15 protein-coding genes are annotated in these 14,885 nt (G+C 55.4%); 5 read left to right on the top strand and 10 right to left on the bottom strand.

Annotated features, from left to right (window positions below; translation table 11 throughout):
- Positions 1-47: 47 nt before the first annotated feature.
- The 4 genes from AC3Y5R_RS05850 to AC3Y5R_RS05835 are packed head-to-tail and all read right to left on the bottom strand — an operon-like array spanning position 48 to position 1,814.
- Complete coding sequence (locus AC3Y5R_RS05850; RefSeq protein ID WP_489920539.1) at positions 48-347, bottom strand: prepilin-type N-terminal cleavage/methylation domain-containing protein; 300 nt, start codon at positions 345-347, stop codon at positions 48-50.
- Positions 340-765, bottom strand: coding sequence for a DUF2509 family protein (locus tag AC3Y5R_RS05845; protein ID WP_489920538.1), 426 nt, complete (start codon positions 763-765; stop codon positions 340-342). The genes AC3Y5R_RS05850 and AC3Y5R_RS05845 overlap by 8 nt, the downstream gene beginning before the upstream one ends.
- 42 nt (positions 766-807) lie before the next feature.
- Positions 808-1,368 (bottom strand): prepilin peptidase-dependent protein, encoded by a 561-nt coding sequence (locus AC3Y5R_RS05840; protein WP_489920537.1) that lies wholly within the window; start codon positions 1,366-1,368, stop codon positions 808-810.
- A complete protein-coding gene (locus AC3Y5R_RS05835) occupies positions 1,365-1,814 on the bottom strand; it encodes a prepilin peptidase-dependent protein (RefSeq protein ID WP_489920536.1) in 450 nt (149 codons plus the stop codon). The genes AC3Y5R_RS05840 and AC3Y5R_RS05835 overlap by 4 nt, the downstream gene beginning before the upstream one ends.
- Before the next feature lie 247 nt (positions 1,815-2,061).
- Here AC3Y5R_RS05835 and ddpX point away from each other — a divergent pair, with 247 nt between their 5' ends.
- A complete protein-coding gene (gene ddpX, locus AC3Y5R_RS05830; RefSeq protein WP_489920535.1) occupies positions 2,062-2,625 on the top strand; it encodes a D-alanyl-D-alanine dipeptidase in 564 nt (187 codons plus the stop codon).
- Positions 2,626-2,667: 42 nt separating this feature from the next.
- Here ddpX and thyA read toward each other — a convergent pair whose 3' ends face one another.
- From thyA to rppH, 4 genes are all read right to left on the bottom strand, one after another.
- The gene (gene thyA, locus AC3Y5R_RS05825; RefSeq protein WP_489920534.1) at positions 2,668-3,462 is read right to left on the bottom strand and encodes a thymidylate synthase; all 795 of its coding nucleotides are present in this window, start codon (positions 3,460-3,462) and stop codon (positions 2,668-2,670) included.
- The gene (lgt, locus tag AC3Y5R_RS05820) at positions 3,459-4,340 is read right to left on the bottom strand and encodes a prolipoprotein diacylglyceryl transferase (RefSeq protein ID WP_489920533.1); all 882 of its coding nucleotides are present in this window, start codon (positions 4,338-4,340) and stop codon (positions 3,459-3,461) included. The genes thyA and lgt overlap by 4 nt, the downstream gene beginning before the upstream one ends.
- 188 nt (positions 4,341-4,528) lie before the next feature.
- On the bottom strand, positions 4,529-6,775 hold the full coding sequence (gene ptsP, locus AC3Y5R_RS05815) for a phosphoenolpyruvate--protein phosphotransferase (RefSeq protein ID WP_489920532.1): 2,247 nt from the start codon (positions 6,773-6,775) through the stop codon (positions 4,529-4,531).
- A 12-nt stretch (positions 6,776-6,787) separates the two neighbouring features.
- The gene (gene rppH, locus AC3Y5R_RS05810; protein ID WP_147199635.1) at positions 6,788-7,312 is read right to left on the bottom strand and encodes an RNA pyrophosphohydrolase; all 525 of its coding nucleotides are present in this window, start codon (positions 7,310-7,312) and stop codon (positions 6,788-6,790) included.
- A 687-nt stretch (positions 7,313-7,999) separates the two neighbouring features.
- Here rppH and mutH point away from each other — a divergent pair.
- The 4 genes from mutH to AC3Y5R_RS05790 all read left to right on the top strand — a co-directional run bounded on the left by mutH (position 8,000) and on the right by AC3Y5R_RS05790 (position 11,124).
- Positions 8,000-8,686 (top strand): DNA mismatch repair endonuclease MutH, encoded by a 687-nt coding sequence (gene mutH, locus AC3Y5R_RS05805; protein ID WP_489920531.1) that lies wholly within the window; start codon positions 8,000-8,002, stop codon positions 8,684-8,686.
- A 110-nt stretch (positions 8,687-8,796) separates the two neighbouring features.
- The gene (locus AC3Y5R_RS05800) at positions 8,797-9,510 is read left to right on the top strand and encodes a TerC family protein (RefSeq protein WP_489920530.1); all 714 of its coding nucleotides are present in this window, start codon (positions 8,797-8,799) and stop codon (positions 9,508-9,510) included.
- A 163-nt stretch (positions 9,511-9,673) separates the two neighbouring features.
- Positions 9,674-9,889, top strand: coding sequence for a YgdI/YgdR family lipoprotein (locus tag AC3Y5R_RS05795; protein WP_158783985.1), 216 nt, complete (start codon positions 9,674-9,676; stop codon positions 9,887-9,889).
- Between the two features lie 194 nt (positions 9,890-10,083).
- Positions 10,084-11,124: an NADP(H)-dependent aldo-keto reductase gene (locus tag AC3Y5R_RS05790; RefSeq protein WP_489920529.1), complete on the top strand. Its 1,041-nt coding sequence runs from the start codon at positions 10,084-10,086 to the stop codon at positions 11,122-11,124.
- Positions 11,125-11,215: 91 nt separating this feature from the next.
- Here the strand turns inward: AC3Y5R_RS05790 and lplT are convergent, their stop codons facing one another.
- On the bottom strand, positions 11,216-12,433 hold the full coding sequence (lplT, locus tag AC3Y5R_RS05785) for a lysophospholipid transporter LplT (protein WP_489920528.1): 1,218 nt from the start codon (positions 12,431-12,433) through the stop codon (positions 11,216-11,218).
- Positions 12,426-14,588 carry a bifunctional acyl-ACP--phospholipid O-acyltransferase/long-chain-fatty-acid--ACP ligase gene (aas, locus tag AC3Y5R_RS05780; RefSeq protein WP_489920527.1) on the bottom strand — a complete coding sequence of 721 codons (2,163 nt, stop codon included), beginning with the start codon at positions 14,586-14,588 and terminating at the stop codon, positions 12,426-12,428. Before aas ends, lplT begins: the two co-directional genes overlap by 8 nt.
- Positions 14,589-14,885 lie beyond the last annotated feature (297 nt).

The following is a 14,885-nucleotide window of genomic DNA, read 5'->3' as shown; positions in this document are numbered from 1 at the left end:
GTCTTCTGCGCGAACACTGTAACCCGTCCGTCGTCTGTTGCAAAACATCAGGGATCACACTGCAACTGCTTCAGTTCCGCTTTGCGGCCCAGCGGGCTGGTTACCGTCACTGCCAGCAACAGACAACCTTCAGGGCCAGGCCGCTGCATCAGTGAGCTCTGCCAGTCAACGGCCTGATAACCCTCAAAGCGGAGCCATGCCTGCCGCCAGGCCTCCCTTTGCTGTAGCTGTTGCTGAGCCCCTTTCGCCAGCGCCAGCTGATAGTGCATTAGCGCAGTGAAACTGAGGGTAAATAACAGTAGAGCCACCAACGTTTCGGGCAGGCTGAAGCCCTGTTGCTCACTCATCCGGCTCACATTCTGCCTCCACTGATAGCGGGCAAAAGTCCAGCCAGCCGTGGGCTCTCTTTTCCAGAGAGCCAGCACTGCTCCGCTCCAGCCACTGATAAAAGGCTATCGTGCCTGCTCCACTGTCTCCCCGCAGCAGTACGGGCAGTTTCTCCTGCTCCAGCAGGCAGGCACGCCACGCCTGCGAAGCCAGCGTTTTGCACTGCCAGCCCAGCAGTGGAGACCACGATTGCTGCTCGCCCCATGCCAGTGCCGACAGGGCCTGACTGGCCTGCTGAAAATACTGGCGCTCATCCGCCACCAGGCTCAGTGACTCGTCAAGCTGGCGACGGGTGGTGCTCAGTAATGCCGCTGACATCAGCAACAACATAATCACCATGATCATTGCCCCGCTCCCTTGCTCCTTCGTATACCACATCTCTGCTCTCCGGGGTTGATGAGGTTACAGCCGGTGCTCCGTTTACCGACTCTCCTGCGCGGATAAATTCACGGTCGTCACCAGGCTTTCCAGCGTCAGAGGATGCTGCGGAAAGGCCAGTATATAACCGCTCAACCTGAGCCGCACCAGCTGTCCTGCCCTGACTACCAGGAATTCTGCCATCTTCGTGGTTGCCGGATCGTTGAGTTTCTCCCAACCACCTGCATCGCACCTCTCCACACCCCGCTGGGCTTCGAGATTTCCATCGCGCAGGCGAAAACCGTAAAAATCACTGTTTTCATTTTCCACCCCTTCCCATTTGCCATTGCTGTTTTCATCCCAGCGCAGCAACAGGCAGTTGCCCTGCGGATTGATTGTCAGCGCCTCTCCCGAACAGTCTCCCCGGCAATAACCCGCCCGGCGAACAGCCTTTTCCAGCGTGCTCATCATCAGCCGCAGCTCTTCATGGAGCTGAATACTCATCAGAGTGCGCAAATTCGCCATCTGCAGCGCAGGCAAAAACCTTGCCGCGCCGATCATCAATATCCCGCTAATGGCCAGTGCGATCAGCATTTCCAGCAGCGTGAAGCCAGCCTGTTTCATGGGCACGAATCCTGGCAAATGCGGACCCTGGCGCGGGAAGATACGATGATATGCCGCTCCCCGGCTGCGCTGGCTATCACTATGCGTCCCGGTTTCGCCACGTTACGGCGACCATAAAAACCCATTCCTTCCGTCACTGAACGCAGCGTTATTTCCGGCCAGGGCGCAGCAAAGACCCGACGCTGGCGCTGACAGGTTAGCTGCAGCGGACCGCTGCCCACACACCAGTTATTGCCGCTGCGTTGCCACAGCAGTTGCTGTCGGTTGTGCCAGTTAGCCTCATTGCGCAGCCTCAGCAGGAAATGTTGGATCTGGCGCGCGCTGGCATTCAGCCGCTGCTGCTGCTGCCAGTTCTGCCAGCCGACCAGGGCAGTCAGCGTCAGCGTGCTGGCGATAATCATCACCACCAGCAGTTCCAGTAAGGTAAAACCGGGATTGATTTTCATCAGCGCAGGATGGTCTTCATCTTAAAAGTCGTCCAGCGTTGAAAAATAACCCTGCGAGACGCCTTCAGCGCAATATCAATCTGTCGTTTGCATTGGCAAAATAGTTGCGGGATATGCCGCAAAAACAGCATGATGTTGCCCTTCTGGCTGGCGAATGCACCAGCTGCATCGCCCGAAAAGCGGTCTGGCTCAGGGCATCCACCGCCATTCGTCCGGGAAAAGAGAAGAATGTTAAACAGGGTTTGTTATGACTGATGAGTGTGAACTGATTGATTTGGCAGGAACTTTTCCACAACTGACCATCGATATGAAATACGCCACCGCCGACAATATCTGCGGCCAGCCAGTCTACTGTGAAGATCGCTGCCTGCTGCATCCCGATGCCGCAGCGGCGCTGGAAAAAAGCATCAGCATCGCCGCTCTGGCTGGCTATACACTGCTGGTTTATGACGCCTATCGTCCGCAGGCTGCACAGCATAATTTATGGCAGGCTTGCCCCGACCCCGCCTACGTAGTGGAGGTTTCTCTGGGTTCAAATCACAGCCGAGGTACTGCCGTTGACGTCACGCTGATCGACAGCGAAGGTCAGGTGCTGGATATGGGCGCAGGGTTTGATGAAATGCACGAGCGTTCCCACCCTTATTACCCCGGACTTACCCGCGAGGCACTCCGAAACCGACTGATGCTGAACGCTATTATGTTTGGCGGCGGCTTTACCGGTATCGCTACCGAATGGTGGCATTTTGAACTGCCCGACTCTGGAAGTTACCCCCTGCTGACGGATCGCTTTGCCTGCTATCCGCCCGCCTGACCTGTATTGCTATCAGGAGCGGCGAGTCGCTCCTGATCGAACTCAAATCGCCACTGGCGCTTTAATCGCCGGGTGCGGATCGTATCCTTCGATCTCAAAATCTTCGAAGCGATAGTCAAACAGGGAAGCAGGTTTGCGCTTGATCACCAGCTTTGGCAGCGGGCGCGGCTCACGAGTCAGCTGCAACCGGGTCTGCTCCAGGTGGTTGCTGTACAGGTGCGTATCACCACCGGTCCAGACAAAGTCCCCCACTTCCAGATCGCACTGCTGCGCCACCATATGCACCAGCAGCGCATAGCTGGCGATATTAAACGGCAGGCCGAGGAAGATATCGCACGAACGCTGATAGAGCTGGCAGGAGAGCTTGCCGTCCGCCACGTAGAACTGGAAGAACGCATGGCAAGGGGCCAGCGCCATCTCATCCAGCTCGCCGACGTTCCAGGCGGAAACGATAATACGGCGTGAGTCCGGGTCGCTTTTCAATTGCTGCAGAACTTTGGTTAACTGGTCAATCTCGCGACCACCGGTGGCACCCCAGCTGCGCCACTGTTTACCGTAAACCGGTCCCAGGTCGCCATTCTCATCAGCCCACTCATCCCAGATGGTGACCTTGTTTTCCTGCAGATAAGCGGTATTGGTATCGCCATTGAGGAACCACAACAGTTCATGGATGATCGAACGCAAATGACATTTTTTGGTGGTGACCAGCGGAAAACCTTCCTGCAGGTTGAAACGCATCTGATGACCAAAAATCGACAGCGTGCCGGTACCGGTGCGATCGTTTTTCGGCGTGCCCTCAGCGAGCACTTTCTGCATTAAATCCAGATACTGTTTCATTTTTCCTCACGAAGTTGCTGAGCGCCGCGACGGCGATAGGCCCAGATCATCATCACAATACCGGCGAAAATCATCGGTGTGGAGAGGATCTGCCCCATGCTGATACTGTTGTCAAACAGGCCAAGCTGAGCGTCCGGCTGGCGGAAGAATTCCACAATAAAGCGGAACGCGCCGTAGCCGATCAGGAACAAGCCGGAGACGGCACCCATCGGGCGGTTTTTACGGATAAAGAGATTCAGGATGATAAACAGCACCACGCCTTCCAGCAGCAGCTCATAGACCTGCGAAGGGTGGCGCGGCAGCACGCCGTAGATAGACAGCAACGTCTGCCATTCAGGATGCGTTGCCGCCAGCGCGACGTCTTCGCTGCGGGAGCCGGGGAACAGCATTGCCCAGGGCAGATCCGGTGCCACGCGGCCCCACAGCTCGCCGTTGATAAAGTTACCCAGACGGCCGGCACCCAGACCAAATGGGATCAGCGGTGCGATAAAATCAGAAACCTGGAAGAAGTTACGTTTGGTGCGGCGGGCGAACCACAGCATCACGCAGATAACCCCAATCAGACCGCCGTGGAACGACATGCCGCCATCCCAGACTTTGAACAGATATAGCGGGTTATCGAGGAACAGCGGCAGGTTATAAAACAGCACATAACCAATACGGCCGCCAAGGAAGACCCCGAGAAAGCCTGCATACAGCAGGTTTTCCACTTCTTCTTTTTTCCAGCCGCTGCCAGGCTTGTTGGCACGGCGCACCGCCAGCCACATGGCGAAAATAAAGCCTACCAGATACATCAAGCCGTACCAGTGCAGGGAGATCGGTCCGACGGAGAAAATCACCGGATCAAATTGGGGGAAAGCCAGATAGCCGTTAGTCATCTTTCACCATTTATAGAGTCTGTCCTGACCGGCAGGCGACGGAATTTATTAACCAGTGCGCGCACGACGCTGCATTAAGGCGCGCATCATAGCACAGCGCGAATTGCAGCGGCCCGGCGGAACTGTAAACTTTATTAAGCTACGGAGATCCCGGGTCAGATTATGTCGGGATTGCGCCGGGGGAAACTTTAGCGTCCACCCCGGATCAGGCCACCCAGCCCGCGACGTTCCATAAAGGCAGCCACCTGATGGCGGACCTCGGTCGCCAGCTGCGCCCGCAGACCAGATTCAGCCAGCTTGCGTGCCTCTTGATAGTCGAGATGGTGCAGCAGGTACTTGACCCGCGCCACGTTACGACCGTTCATGCTCAGATGGTGGTAGCCCAGACCGATCAGTAGCGCAACGCAGGCCGGGTCCCCGGCCATTTCGCCACACAGGCAGAGTTCTATTCCGGCCAGCTTCGCCTCTTCCGCAATGGTTTTCAGCGCTCTGAGCATTGCCGGGTGCAGGCTGTCGTACAGGTTAGCCACACGGGTATTGTTGCGGTCAACCGCCAGCAAATACTGCGTCAGATCGTTAGTGCCTACCGAGATAAAATCGACCCGATTGGCCAGATGACCGATCATAAAGATCATCGACGGCACTTCAATCATCACCCCGATACGCGGTTTCGGGATCGTATAGCCCAGCATTTCCTCCACTTCCAGCGCGGCGCGGTCGATCAGCCGGATCGCTTCATCGATTTCGTCAATGCTGGTGATCATCGGCAGCAGAATACTGAGGTTGTCGCTGGCAACGTTAGCGCGCAGCATCGCCCTCACCTGCACCAGGAAGATCTCCGGCTGATCGAGCGTCAGGCGGATGCCTCGCCAGCCAAGACACGGGTTCTCTTCACTGATTGGCATATACGGCAGCTGCTTGTCGGCCCCGATATCCAGCGTGCGCAGGGTGACCGGTTTTTCCAGGAACAGTTGCAACATGCCCTGGTACTGTGCTACCTGCTCTTCTTCAGAAGGGAAGCCGTTTTGCAGCATAAACGGGATTTCGGTGCGGTAGAGGCCCACGCCATCCACCCAGCTCCCCAGCGCTTTTTCGTGTTCGGCACTCAGGCCTGCATTGAGCATAACCTTGACGGGTTCGCCGCTTTTCAACGCGGCCGGGCACTCGACCACGTCCTCAGCCAGCTTGCTCAGTTCGTTTTCTTCGCTGATCAGCCGCTGATATTCCAGCACCAGCACCGGCTCAGGATCGACCAGCAGCTCACCGCGATAACCATCGACAATCAGCAGCCTGCCGTTCAGCAGTTCGGGCTGAATATCCGCGCCCATCACCGTCGGGATCCCCATCGCCCGAACCATGATCGCCGCGTGGGAGTTAGATGCGCCATCCCTGACCACCACACCCGCCAGACGATCGTGCGGCAACTCGGCAAGGGTTGTAGCCGTCAGCTCATCGGCCACCAGCACAAACCGCTCGGGCCAGGTATTGGTGCCCTGCATGGTGTCATCAAGGTGGAACAGCAGACGCTGGCCAAGCACGCGCAAATCGCCAGAACGCTCACGCAGGTAACTGTCCTGCAGGCTGGCAAACTGGGCGGCAAATTTTTCGATCACCTTTTTAACCGCCCACTCGGCTACCGATCCTTTGTCGATCTCGGCATAGAGATCTTTTTTCAGGCGGTTATCGCTCAGCAGGTGGGAATAAAGATCGAAGATTGCCGCGCTCTCTTTGTTGACGCTGGCAGTGAAACGCTTGCTGTAGCGGCGGAACTCGCCAGAGGCTTCATCCATAGCCAGAGAGAGCCTCTCCCGCTCACGCGCCGTATCCAGCGTTGAAGCTGCGAAAACGTTGTCCAGCGAAGGCTGGGTGGTGTCGACCCACCCTGCGGCAACAGCAACGCCCGGAGCAGCCGCCAGCGCGCGAACGCGGGTCTGCCGGTACTGGCCAAACAGGGCATTAAGCTGTGACTGGGATAGGATTGTCGCCATCTGGGTGGCGAGCGTGACAAGAAACGACTCTTCGCTTTCGTCAAACTGGCGGTGTTCACGCTGCTGCACTACCAGCACGCCAAGCAGCTGGCGACGGCTGATGATCGGCACGCCCAGGAACGAACGGAAGCGCTCTTCTTTGACCGAAGGAACGTATTTAAAACTGGGGTGACTCTGCGCATCTGCCAGGTTGATTGGCTCAGCCAGCCGTCCCACCAGCCCGACGATCCCTTCGTCGAAGGCCAGCGCGACGGTACGGCCACGCGGCTTTTTCAGTCCGCGGGTCGCCATCAGGTAATAGCAGCGGCGATCGTGGTCGGCGAGATAAACCGAACAGACTTCGGTTTCCATCGCCAGGCAGATCTCGTTGACCAGGATATCGAGCGCCTCGGTCAGCCTGGGTGCCCCGGCCACTTTTTCAACTATTTCGCGCAGCTGTGTGAGCATAATCTACGTGGCTTAACCTCTCTTCCGTCGGTAGAGCGCATTTCGTTGTACGGCATTCTCCTGCAGCGGCATTACCACGCCGGCAAACTCCTTCATCACCCGACGATAAACGTCGCGCTTGAAGGACACCACCTGGCGTACCGGATACCAGAAGCTGACCCAGCGCCAGCCGTCAAATTCCGGCGTACTGCTGGTTTGCATGTTGATATCCGCGTCATTGCACAATAATTGCAGAAGAAACCACTTCTGTTTCTGGCCGATACAGACCGGCTTTGTGTCCCAACGCACCAAACGTTTTGGCAACTTGTAGCGTAACCAGTTGCGGGTAGAGGCAAGAATACGCACATCCTTGCGGTGCAAACCGACTTCCTCGAAAAGTTCTCGATACATCGCCTGTTCCGCTGTCTCCCCGGGATTAATTCCCCCCTGAGGAAACTGCCAAGAGTGCTGGCCATATCTTCTGGCCCACAACACTTGTCCCTGCCTGTTACAAATTACGATACCAACATTCGGGCGGTAGCCATCATCATCGATCACTGGACTACCTCAAACTAAAACTCGGATGTTCTGATTGTTTCATACTCCTTAGAGGTGGTAAACCACTGGTTTTCGCCGTCAGCACCCGGCAGATGCGGGATAACTCACAGAGTTGAGCAAAGTTATAAACAGAAATCGCCGTTTCAGGGCGATCTTATTCACCTTTTCTGTGGATAGCTTTGTGCAGAACTCTGTTAACCCATGGGGAAAACTTTCTGAACACTGGCAGAACCTGATCTGAGCCTGGCGGTTAACCCTCTGTGGAAACTAGGATTTATCCGGATACCCCCTCCTTACCAACCCTTTTCATCCCTCTGTCACACTCATACCATTCCGCACTGGTGAAAGATCGAACACCGGGGTTTTTATCCACAGGCTATGCCATTAAGATGTACAAAAAAGCGTTTAAAATGGATAAAACCCCCTACGTCAAGGCTGTAAATCGAAACAGTATTATCATAAAAGCCGAGTTATCCCATTTTTCTGTGGATAACAGGGTGTAAGATCCTGTTCATTGCCAGTGACAACTCTGGCATAACCTTAAGCTGGCCTGGGAAAAACTCCCGATCCAGGAATAAAAAAACATGATTTATCATGCTATTATTTCACTTTTACACAATCTCCTGTGCCAGAGCAGGGAAAGCAAAAAAGAGTGGTGTTTTTTTGAACGGCAACAGAGAGTTATTCATGACCCAACCCTTTATCCCGATCCTTCCGCCGGAAAATGAAGCGCAGCTGCTGGAGCGTGCGCGACTACTGTCTGGCTACACGCTGGGCGAACTGGCGCTGCGAGCGAATATTGCCATCCCCCGCGACCTGCGTCGGGATAAAGGTTGGGTGGGAATGTTGCTTGAACGTTATTTGGGTGCCAGCGCGGGCAGCAAGCCGGAGCAGGATTTCGCCGAGATCGGCGTGGAGCTGAAAACCATTCCTGTAGATTCACTGGGCCGACCGCTGGAGACCACATTTGTCTGCGTGGCTCCCCTCACTGGCAATACGGGCGTAGTGTGGCAGACCAGCCACGTTCGCCATAAGCTGGCTCGTGTACTCTGGGTTCCGGTTGAAGGCGATCGTGCCATTCCGCTGGCTGACCGTCGGATCGGGGCTCCACTGCTGTGGAGCCCCGATCAACAGGAAGAGGCGCAGCTCAGACAGGACTGGGAAGAGCTGATGGATATGATTGTGCTGGGCCAGGTAGAACGGATTACTGCCCGTCATGGTGAAGTACTGCAGATCCGCCCGAAAGCGGCCAACAGTAAGGCGCTGACCGAGGGTATCGGGGAAAACGGTCAGCCGATCATGACGTTGCCTCGCGGGTTCTATCTAAAGAAAACTTTTACTGCTCCCCTGCTGGTTCGCCATTTTCTGCTGTAACCCTCAGAACCAGATAAATGCCCGCTATTTACCAGGATCATGGCTATAGCTTCTGCTGGGCGGGTTGAGTATCCTCTTCGTTTACTTCTCGTTTAGGATGTGATGCTTATATGTTTGAATGGATTGCCGATCCGAATGCCTGGCTGGCGCTGGGTACGCTGACGATTCTGGAAATCGTCCTCGGTATTGATAACATTATTTTCCTGTCTCTGGTGGTGGTGAAGTTGCCAAAACAGCAGCAGAATGCCGCACGCCGTCTGGGCCTGGCCGGTGCGATGATGATGCGTCTGGGTTTGCTGGCCTCGATTGCCTGGGTGATCCGCCTCACCCATCCCCTGTTCACACTGATGGATCACAGCTTCTCCGCCCGGGATCTTATCCTGCTTTTTGGTGGCCTGTTCCTGCTGTGGAAATCAAGCCAGGAGATCCACGAAACGATCGAAGGGAGCGAAGAAGAGCATACGACCAACGTTAACTCCTTTGCCGGTGCCATCGTGCAGATTATGCTGCTGGATATTATTTTTAGCCTTGATTCAGTGATAACCGCAGTGGGCCTTTCTGACCATCTGATTATTATGATGGCTGCAGTGGTGATTGCGGTAATGGTGATGATGTTTGCCGCCCGCAGCATTGGCGAATTTGTTGAACGCCATCCTTCGGTAAAAATGCTGGCGCTGGCCTTCCTTATTCTGGTTGGTTTTACCCTGATTCTGGAAAGCTTCAATATTCACGTTCCGAAAGGCTATATCTATTTCGCCATGTTCTTCTCAATGGCTGTTGAGTGCCTGAATTTACTCAGAAATAAAAAGAATCATACCGGATAAATACTGGCCGGGGTCCCGGCCAGCCTGTCATCCTGTAATATCACTTTACGAAAAAAGTCAATGACACTCCGTGCTTGCTGCACATTTTCGGAGTGTTACGATAGCCTCATTGTGCTATAGAGCGTAATAATGTTAGACAGATGACAGGCTAAGGGAGCTAAGTATGAAGTGGATGTTTGGCGCGGTTGCGCTGGTGCTGGCAACGCTGGTCAGCGGCTGCAGCAGTGATTACGTGATGGCAACAAAAGACGGCAAGATGATCATGACCCAGGGCAAACCGGAAATTGATAAAGAGACCGGGCTGGTGAAATATACCGATAATGCCGGTCATGAATTACAAATTAACGGCGACGATGTTTCCTCGATTGTCGAACGCTAACGCAAATTTCTGCCACCTGTTGCCGTAAAACGGGTGGCCTCAACGCATTTCCCGATAAATCCCCTCTTCCCCCTGTTGCACACGACGGTTATAGTCAAATGCCGGACCTGGCTGCACGCCGTTAAGCGCTACCTGAGCGTGAAGTTCGCTGCCAGGTTCCAGACCTTTTAATAATGAAAAAAGGAAGCCGGCAAATGCACTATCATCGTATCCCCCACAGCACTCTTGAAGTCAGCAGCCTGGGGTTGGGCACCATGACGTTTGGTGAGCAAAACAGTGAAGCCGACGCCCATGCTCAGTTAGATTTAGCGCTCAGCGCTGGTATCAACCTTATTGACACCGCCGAAATGTATCCGGTGCCTCCGCGCCCGGAAACCCAGGGTTTAACCGAAAAGTACATTGGCAGCTGGCTGAAAGCCCGCGGCAACCGCGAAAAAATCATTCTCGCCTCAAAAGTGGCCGGTCCAGTCCGTGGCGCAGATGCCTCAATCCGTCCGGGTCAGGCTCTCGATCGTAAAAATATCCGCGAAGCGCTGGATGCCAACCTGAAGCGCCTGAACACCGACTACCTCGACCTGTATCAGCTGCACTGGCCACAGCGCCAGGCCAACTATTTTGGCAAGCTGAACTATGAATATAGCGACAGCATGGCGACCGTGACGCTGCTGGAAACGCTGGAAGCGCTGAATGAGCAGGTTCGTGCCGGGAAAATTCGCTATATCGGCGTGTCGAATGAAACGCCATGGGGCGTGATGCGTTACCTGCAGCTGGCTGAAAAGCATGAGCTGCCGCGCATCGTCAGCATCCAGAACCCCTACAGCCTGCTGAACCGCAGCTTTGAAGTGGCGCTGGCGGAGATCAGCCAGCACGAAGGTGTTGAGCTTCTGGCCTACTCCAGCCTGGCGTTTGGCACGCTAAGCGGCAAATACCTTAACGGGGCAAAACCGGAAGGGGCTCGTAATACGCTGTTCAGCCGCTTCACCCGTTACAGCAGCGAGCAGGCGCAGCTGGCAATCGCTGAATACGTCGCGCTGGCGAAACAGCACGGTCTGGATCCGTCACAAATGGCTCTGGCCTTTGTGCGTCAGCAACCTTTCGTTGCCAGTACCCTGCTGGGCGCCACCACGCTGGAACAGCTGAAGATTAACATTGACAGCTACAATCTGACGCTGAATGAGGATGTCCTGCAGGGGCTGGAGGCGATCCACCGCCGCTATACTTTCCCTTCTCCTTAAAGCCTTGCTGGCGGGCGGAATTTATTCCGTCCCTGTGGGTAGATTGCAGGGGGCGTTCATTCGCCCCGCCAGGATGCATCAAAATCTGAAGTTATTCTCCCCGCGCGACACGAGTGCGTTTCTGAGCCAGTTGCCAGCCCCACAGCACAGCAATCGCCAGCGCGAACAGCGCGCCAAAACCTACCCCGGTAGCCACCGGCGGCGATCCCAGCTTAATTGCCAGTGAATACAGCCCCAGCATCAGCAGCATTGCGCCGTTTTCACCGAGGTTCTGCACCGCAATTGCATTACCTGCCCCCACACTCTCTTTACCACGCATTTGCAGCAGCGCATTAAGCGGCACCACAAAGAAACCGCCCAGTGCACCGATGGCAATCAACAGTCCATAAGCTCCGGCTGCCGTATGTTGCAGAGAGAAGCAAACCACCGCTACACCGATCAACACGCCAGCAGGCATGCAGCGGCCCATGGTTTTCAGCGTCACCAGCTTCGCTGCAGCGCCAGCACCAACCACTATCCCGATCGCTACCATTGCATTCAGTAGCGTAGGCGTTTTGTTGTCGGTAATGCCCAGCGCCACCGGCACCCACAGCACCAACAGGAAACGCAGCGTGACGCCCGCTCCCCAGAACAGGCTGGTTCCCACCAGAGAGAAGCGGGTTTCGCCGTCACGCCACAGCACGCGGCAGGCACGGAAAAAGGTAGTGGACATTTGTACCGGATGCCAGGTCTGACCCGGCCGGGCCGCTGACAGTTTCGGGATCAACAGATTTGCCGCCACCGCCAGACCGTAGGCCAGTACGCAGGCAATCAGCGCGGCCAGCAGGTTCCAGTCAGCCAGCACCCCACCGGCGACAGAGCCAATCAGAATAGCTGCGATAGTGGAGGATTCCATCAGGCCATTGGCCTTCACCAAAGTTTCACCGCCGGAGATCTCTCCCAGAATGCCGTACTTCGCCGGGGAGTAGGCTGCAGCCCCCACACCGACCAGGCTGTAGCCGATAAACGGGTTGAAGCCAAAGCAGATCACCAGCGCCCCGAGCAGCTTCAGTGCGTTAGCGAACATCATCACCCGCCCTTTGGCAAAGCTATCCGCTATCTGACCAACAAACGGCGCAAGAATGATGTAAGTGGCGACAAAGACCATCTGCAATACGGGCTGACTCCAGTCCGGATACACCTGCTGCTTAAGTACTGCAAGGGTGGCAAACAGCAGGGCGTTATCGCCAAAGGCAGAGAGGAACTGGGCGGCAATCACCGCCATCATCCCTCGCGACATGATCCCTTCATTGCTGGCGGCATTACTCATTGTTATTGTTCTCCGGTTGCTCAGCCATTTGTTTCAGGGTCACAAAATCTGGTTTGCCGCTGCCCAGCTGCGGCAGCTGTTTCAGGAAACGAATATCGCGCGGTACTGCCAGTTCAGGGCTGCCGATTTCACGGGCGGCACGCTGTAGTTTATCGCGGGTCAGCTCACTGTCCGTGGTAAACAGCACCAGCGCTTCCCCGCGATTTCCATCCGGCTTCATTGAAGCAGCATGCTGCTTCTCAGCCGAAGCCTTCAGCGCAATTTGTTCGACGGTTTCCAGCGAGACCATTTCACCGGCTATTTTGGCAAAACGCTTCATCCTGCCCTGAATCTGGCAAAAGCCGTGATCGTCAAAGTCGACAATGTCCCCGGTGTCGTACCAGCCTGCCTCCATCTGACCTTCGCCATTATCCGCCTGTGGCGCTTCCAGCACGCCTGGGTTATCAACGCGCAGATAGCCTTTCATAATGTTAGGGCCACGTAGCTGCAACAGCCCTCCCTGTTCAATACCCGGAACAGAAATAAGCCGGGAATCCATACCCGGCAGGATGCGCCCGACGGTGTGATTTTTCGCGGCCATCGGCACGTTGATTGCCACGACAGGCGCACATTCCGTCACGCCGTACCCTTCAAGAATACGAATACCAAATTTGTCCATCCACGTCTGACGGGTGTCTTCCTGCAATTTTTCCGCTCCGGCCACCACATAACGCAGGCGTGCGAAGTCATAAGGATTGGCAAAACGAGCGTAGTTGCCAAGGAAGGTGGAAGTGCCAAACAGCACGGTACAGTTACGGTCATAGACCAGCTCCGGCACGATGCGGTAATGCAGCGGGCTGGGATACAGAAAGACCTGCGCACCGGTCATCAACGGCGTGAACAGGCCAACTGTCAGGCCAAAAGCATGAAACAACGGCAGCGCTGACATAAAACGATCGCGAGGGGTGAAATCTGCCACCGTCCTGATCTGCTCGACGTTCGCCAGCAGGCTTTTATGCGAGTGCACCACGCCCTTCGGGTTTCCTTCCGAACCGGACGTAAACAGTACCATGGCCGCATCTTCCGGCTGCTGCTTAACGGCAGCCAGTGAAGGGAACAGCAAACGGCTGAGGATCCACAGCTTGTCCTGAGTAGTGACGGTCTCTTTCAAATCCTCCAGAAACACCCATTTAACGTCGGTGATCCCTTCCGGCAGATGCCAGAGCTTGCCTTTATCAAGGAACTGCCGCGAGGTGAATACCGTCTTCACTTCGGCAGCCTTCAGTGCACTGGTCAGTCCTTTCACGCCCGCCGTGTAGTTGAGCATCGCCGGAACGCGACCGCGCATTGAAGCGCCCAACAGCGCGGCAGCAGTCACCGTAGCATTCGGTAGCAGCAGACCAATATACTCACCCTGGGTGGTATAACGCTCAAGAATGCGTCCGACCCCCAGCGTTTTTTTCAGCAGGCCGGTATAGCTGTCTGGCGTGAAATTAACGTCTTCAATGCAGGGTTTGAAATAGCCATAACGCGAGCGGGCGGCCAGAAATGCCTGGTAAAGCGTCTCACGCGGTCGCACCGCCATGCGGGCTTCCATCATAATATGGTGCAGATGCTCACCTGCCAGCTTGCGACGCTCACGCGCGGTTTTTGCTTCCGGCATTGGCAGTGTGGTCGCAGGCAGAACGGTCAGGCTGATCCGTGGGAACAGGCGACGTTTAAACACACCAGCCAGCCGACCAAACAGCGAGAATTCTGCCCCCTCGATCCGCAGTGGCACTACGGTCGCCTGGGATTTGGCGGCAACAAAACCCGCCCCGTCGTAGATTTTCATCAGCGAACCGGTCACGGTAATGCGACCTTCCGGGAAAATCACCACCGGGCGGCCCTGGCCAATCATCTTAACCAGATGTTTGACTGACATGGGTTTAGTCGGGTCCAGCGGCACAAAATCAATCACCGAACGAACCCAGCGCATATACCACCGATCGCTGATGGAGGAATAGACAGCGAACACCGGTTTTACCGGCAGGAACACGGCCAGCAGCACCCCGTCAAGAAAGGACATGTGATTAGGGACAATCAGGACTTTTTCTTTTGTTAACCCGGCTAAATCGCCCCTCAGGCTGCAACGAAACACCAGCCGGAATAGCAGACGAAAAAATGAAAATAACATGCCAACTCCTTGAGCTTAAAAGTTGGCTATAACGATGCAGGATGCAGGGAGATAACTCAATGCGCTGAAGGGAAAAATCGCGTTTCAGGCGGCCAAATTTAAAAGGACAGGGGGATTTCTCTCATCTGGCAGGCCAGCTTTCAGTGGTCATATGAATTTCATGTGACAGTGCTCAGCTTTATGCCGGGTGCAGAACCGGGTTTCAGCGGGTTAAGCCTGGGGGTCATTATGGATAACTCTCTAATTTCTAATTAGTTGGCGGGTAAGAAATGGGGGAGTTCTTCCACGACCGTCCCT

It is taken from the genome of Erwinia sp. 009765445 (assembly GCF_058137865.1).
The sequence above is the reverse complement of the archived record's forward strand: the minus strand, read 5'-3'. Positions and strand labels throughout refer to the sequence as shown.

What these genes read in the sequence shown, in the direction of transcription:
- ptsP (WP_489920532.1), bottom strand. Translation starts at nt 6,775, where the DNA reads ATGCTCACACAGCTGCGCGAAATAGTTGAAAAAGTGGCCGGGGCACCC.
- lplT (WP_489920528.1), bottom strand. Translation starts at nt 12,433, where the DNA reads ATGAGTAATGCCGCCAGCAATGAAGGGATCATGTCGCGAGGGATGATG.
- AC3Y5R_RS05840 (WP_489920537.1), bottom strand. Translation starts at nt 1,368, where the DNA reads ATGAAACAGGCTGGCTTCACGCTGCTGGAAATGCTGATCGCACTGGCC.
- AC3Y5R_RS05800 (WP_489920530.1), top strand. Translation starts at nt 8,797, where the DNA reads ATGTTTGAATGGATTGCCGATCCGAATGCCTGGCTGGCGCTGGGTACG.
- mutH (WP_489920531.1), top strand. Translation starts at nt 8,000, where the DNA reads ATGACCCAACCCTTTATCCCGATCCTTCCGCCGGAAAATGAAGCGCAG.
- AC3Y5R_RS05795 (WP_158783985.1), top strand. Translation starts at nt 9,674, where the DNA reads ATGAAGTGGATGTTTGGCGCGGTTGCGCTGGTGCTGGCAACGCTGGTC.
- aas (WP_489920527.1), bottom strand. Translation starts at nt 14,588, where the DNA reads ATGTTATTTTCATTTTTTCGTCTGCTATTCCGGCTGGTGTTTCGTTGC.
- AC3Y5R_RS05835 (WP_489920536.1), bottom strand. Translation starts at nt 1,814, where the DNA reads ATGAAAATCAATCCCGGTTTTACCTTACTGGAACTGCTGGTGGTGATG.
- thyA (WP_489920534.1), bottom strand. Translation starts at nt 3,462, where the DNA reads ATGAAACAGTATCTGGATTTAATGCAGAAAGTGCTCGCTGAGGGCACG.
- AC3Y5R_RS05850 (WP_489920539.1), bottom strand. Translation starts at nt 347, where the DNA reads ATGAGTGAGCAACAGGGCTTCAGCCTGCCCGAAACGTTGGTGGCTCTA.
- AC3Y5R_RS05790 (WP_489920529.1), top strand. Translation starts at nt 10,084, where the DNA reads ATGCACTATCATCGTATCCCCCACAGCACTCTTGAAGTCAGCAGCCTG.
- AC3Y5R_RS05845 (WP_489920538.1), bottom strand. Translation starts at nt 765, where the DNA reads ATGTGGTATACGAAGGAGCAAGGGAGCGGGGCAATGATCATGGTGATT.
- lgt (WP_489920533.1), bottom strand. Translation starts at nt 4,340, where the DNA reads ATGACTAACGGCTATCTGGCTTTCCCCCAATTTGATCCGGTGATTTTC.
- ddpX (WP_489920535.1), top strand. Translation starts at nt 2,062, where the DNA reads ATGACTGATGAGTGTGAACTGATTGATTTGGCAGGAACTTTTCCACAA.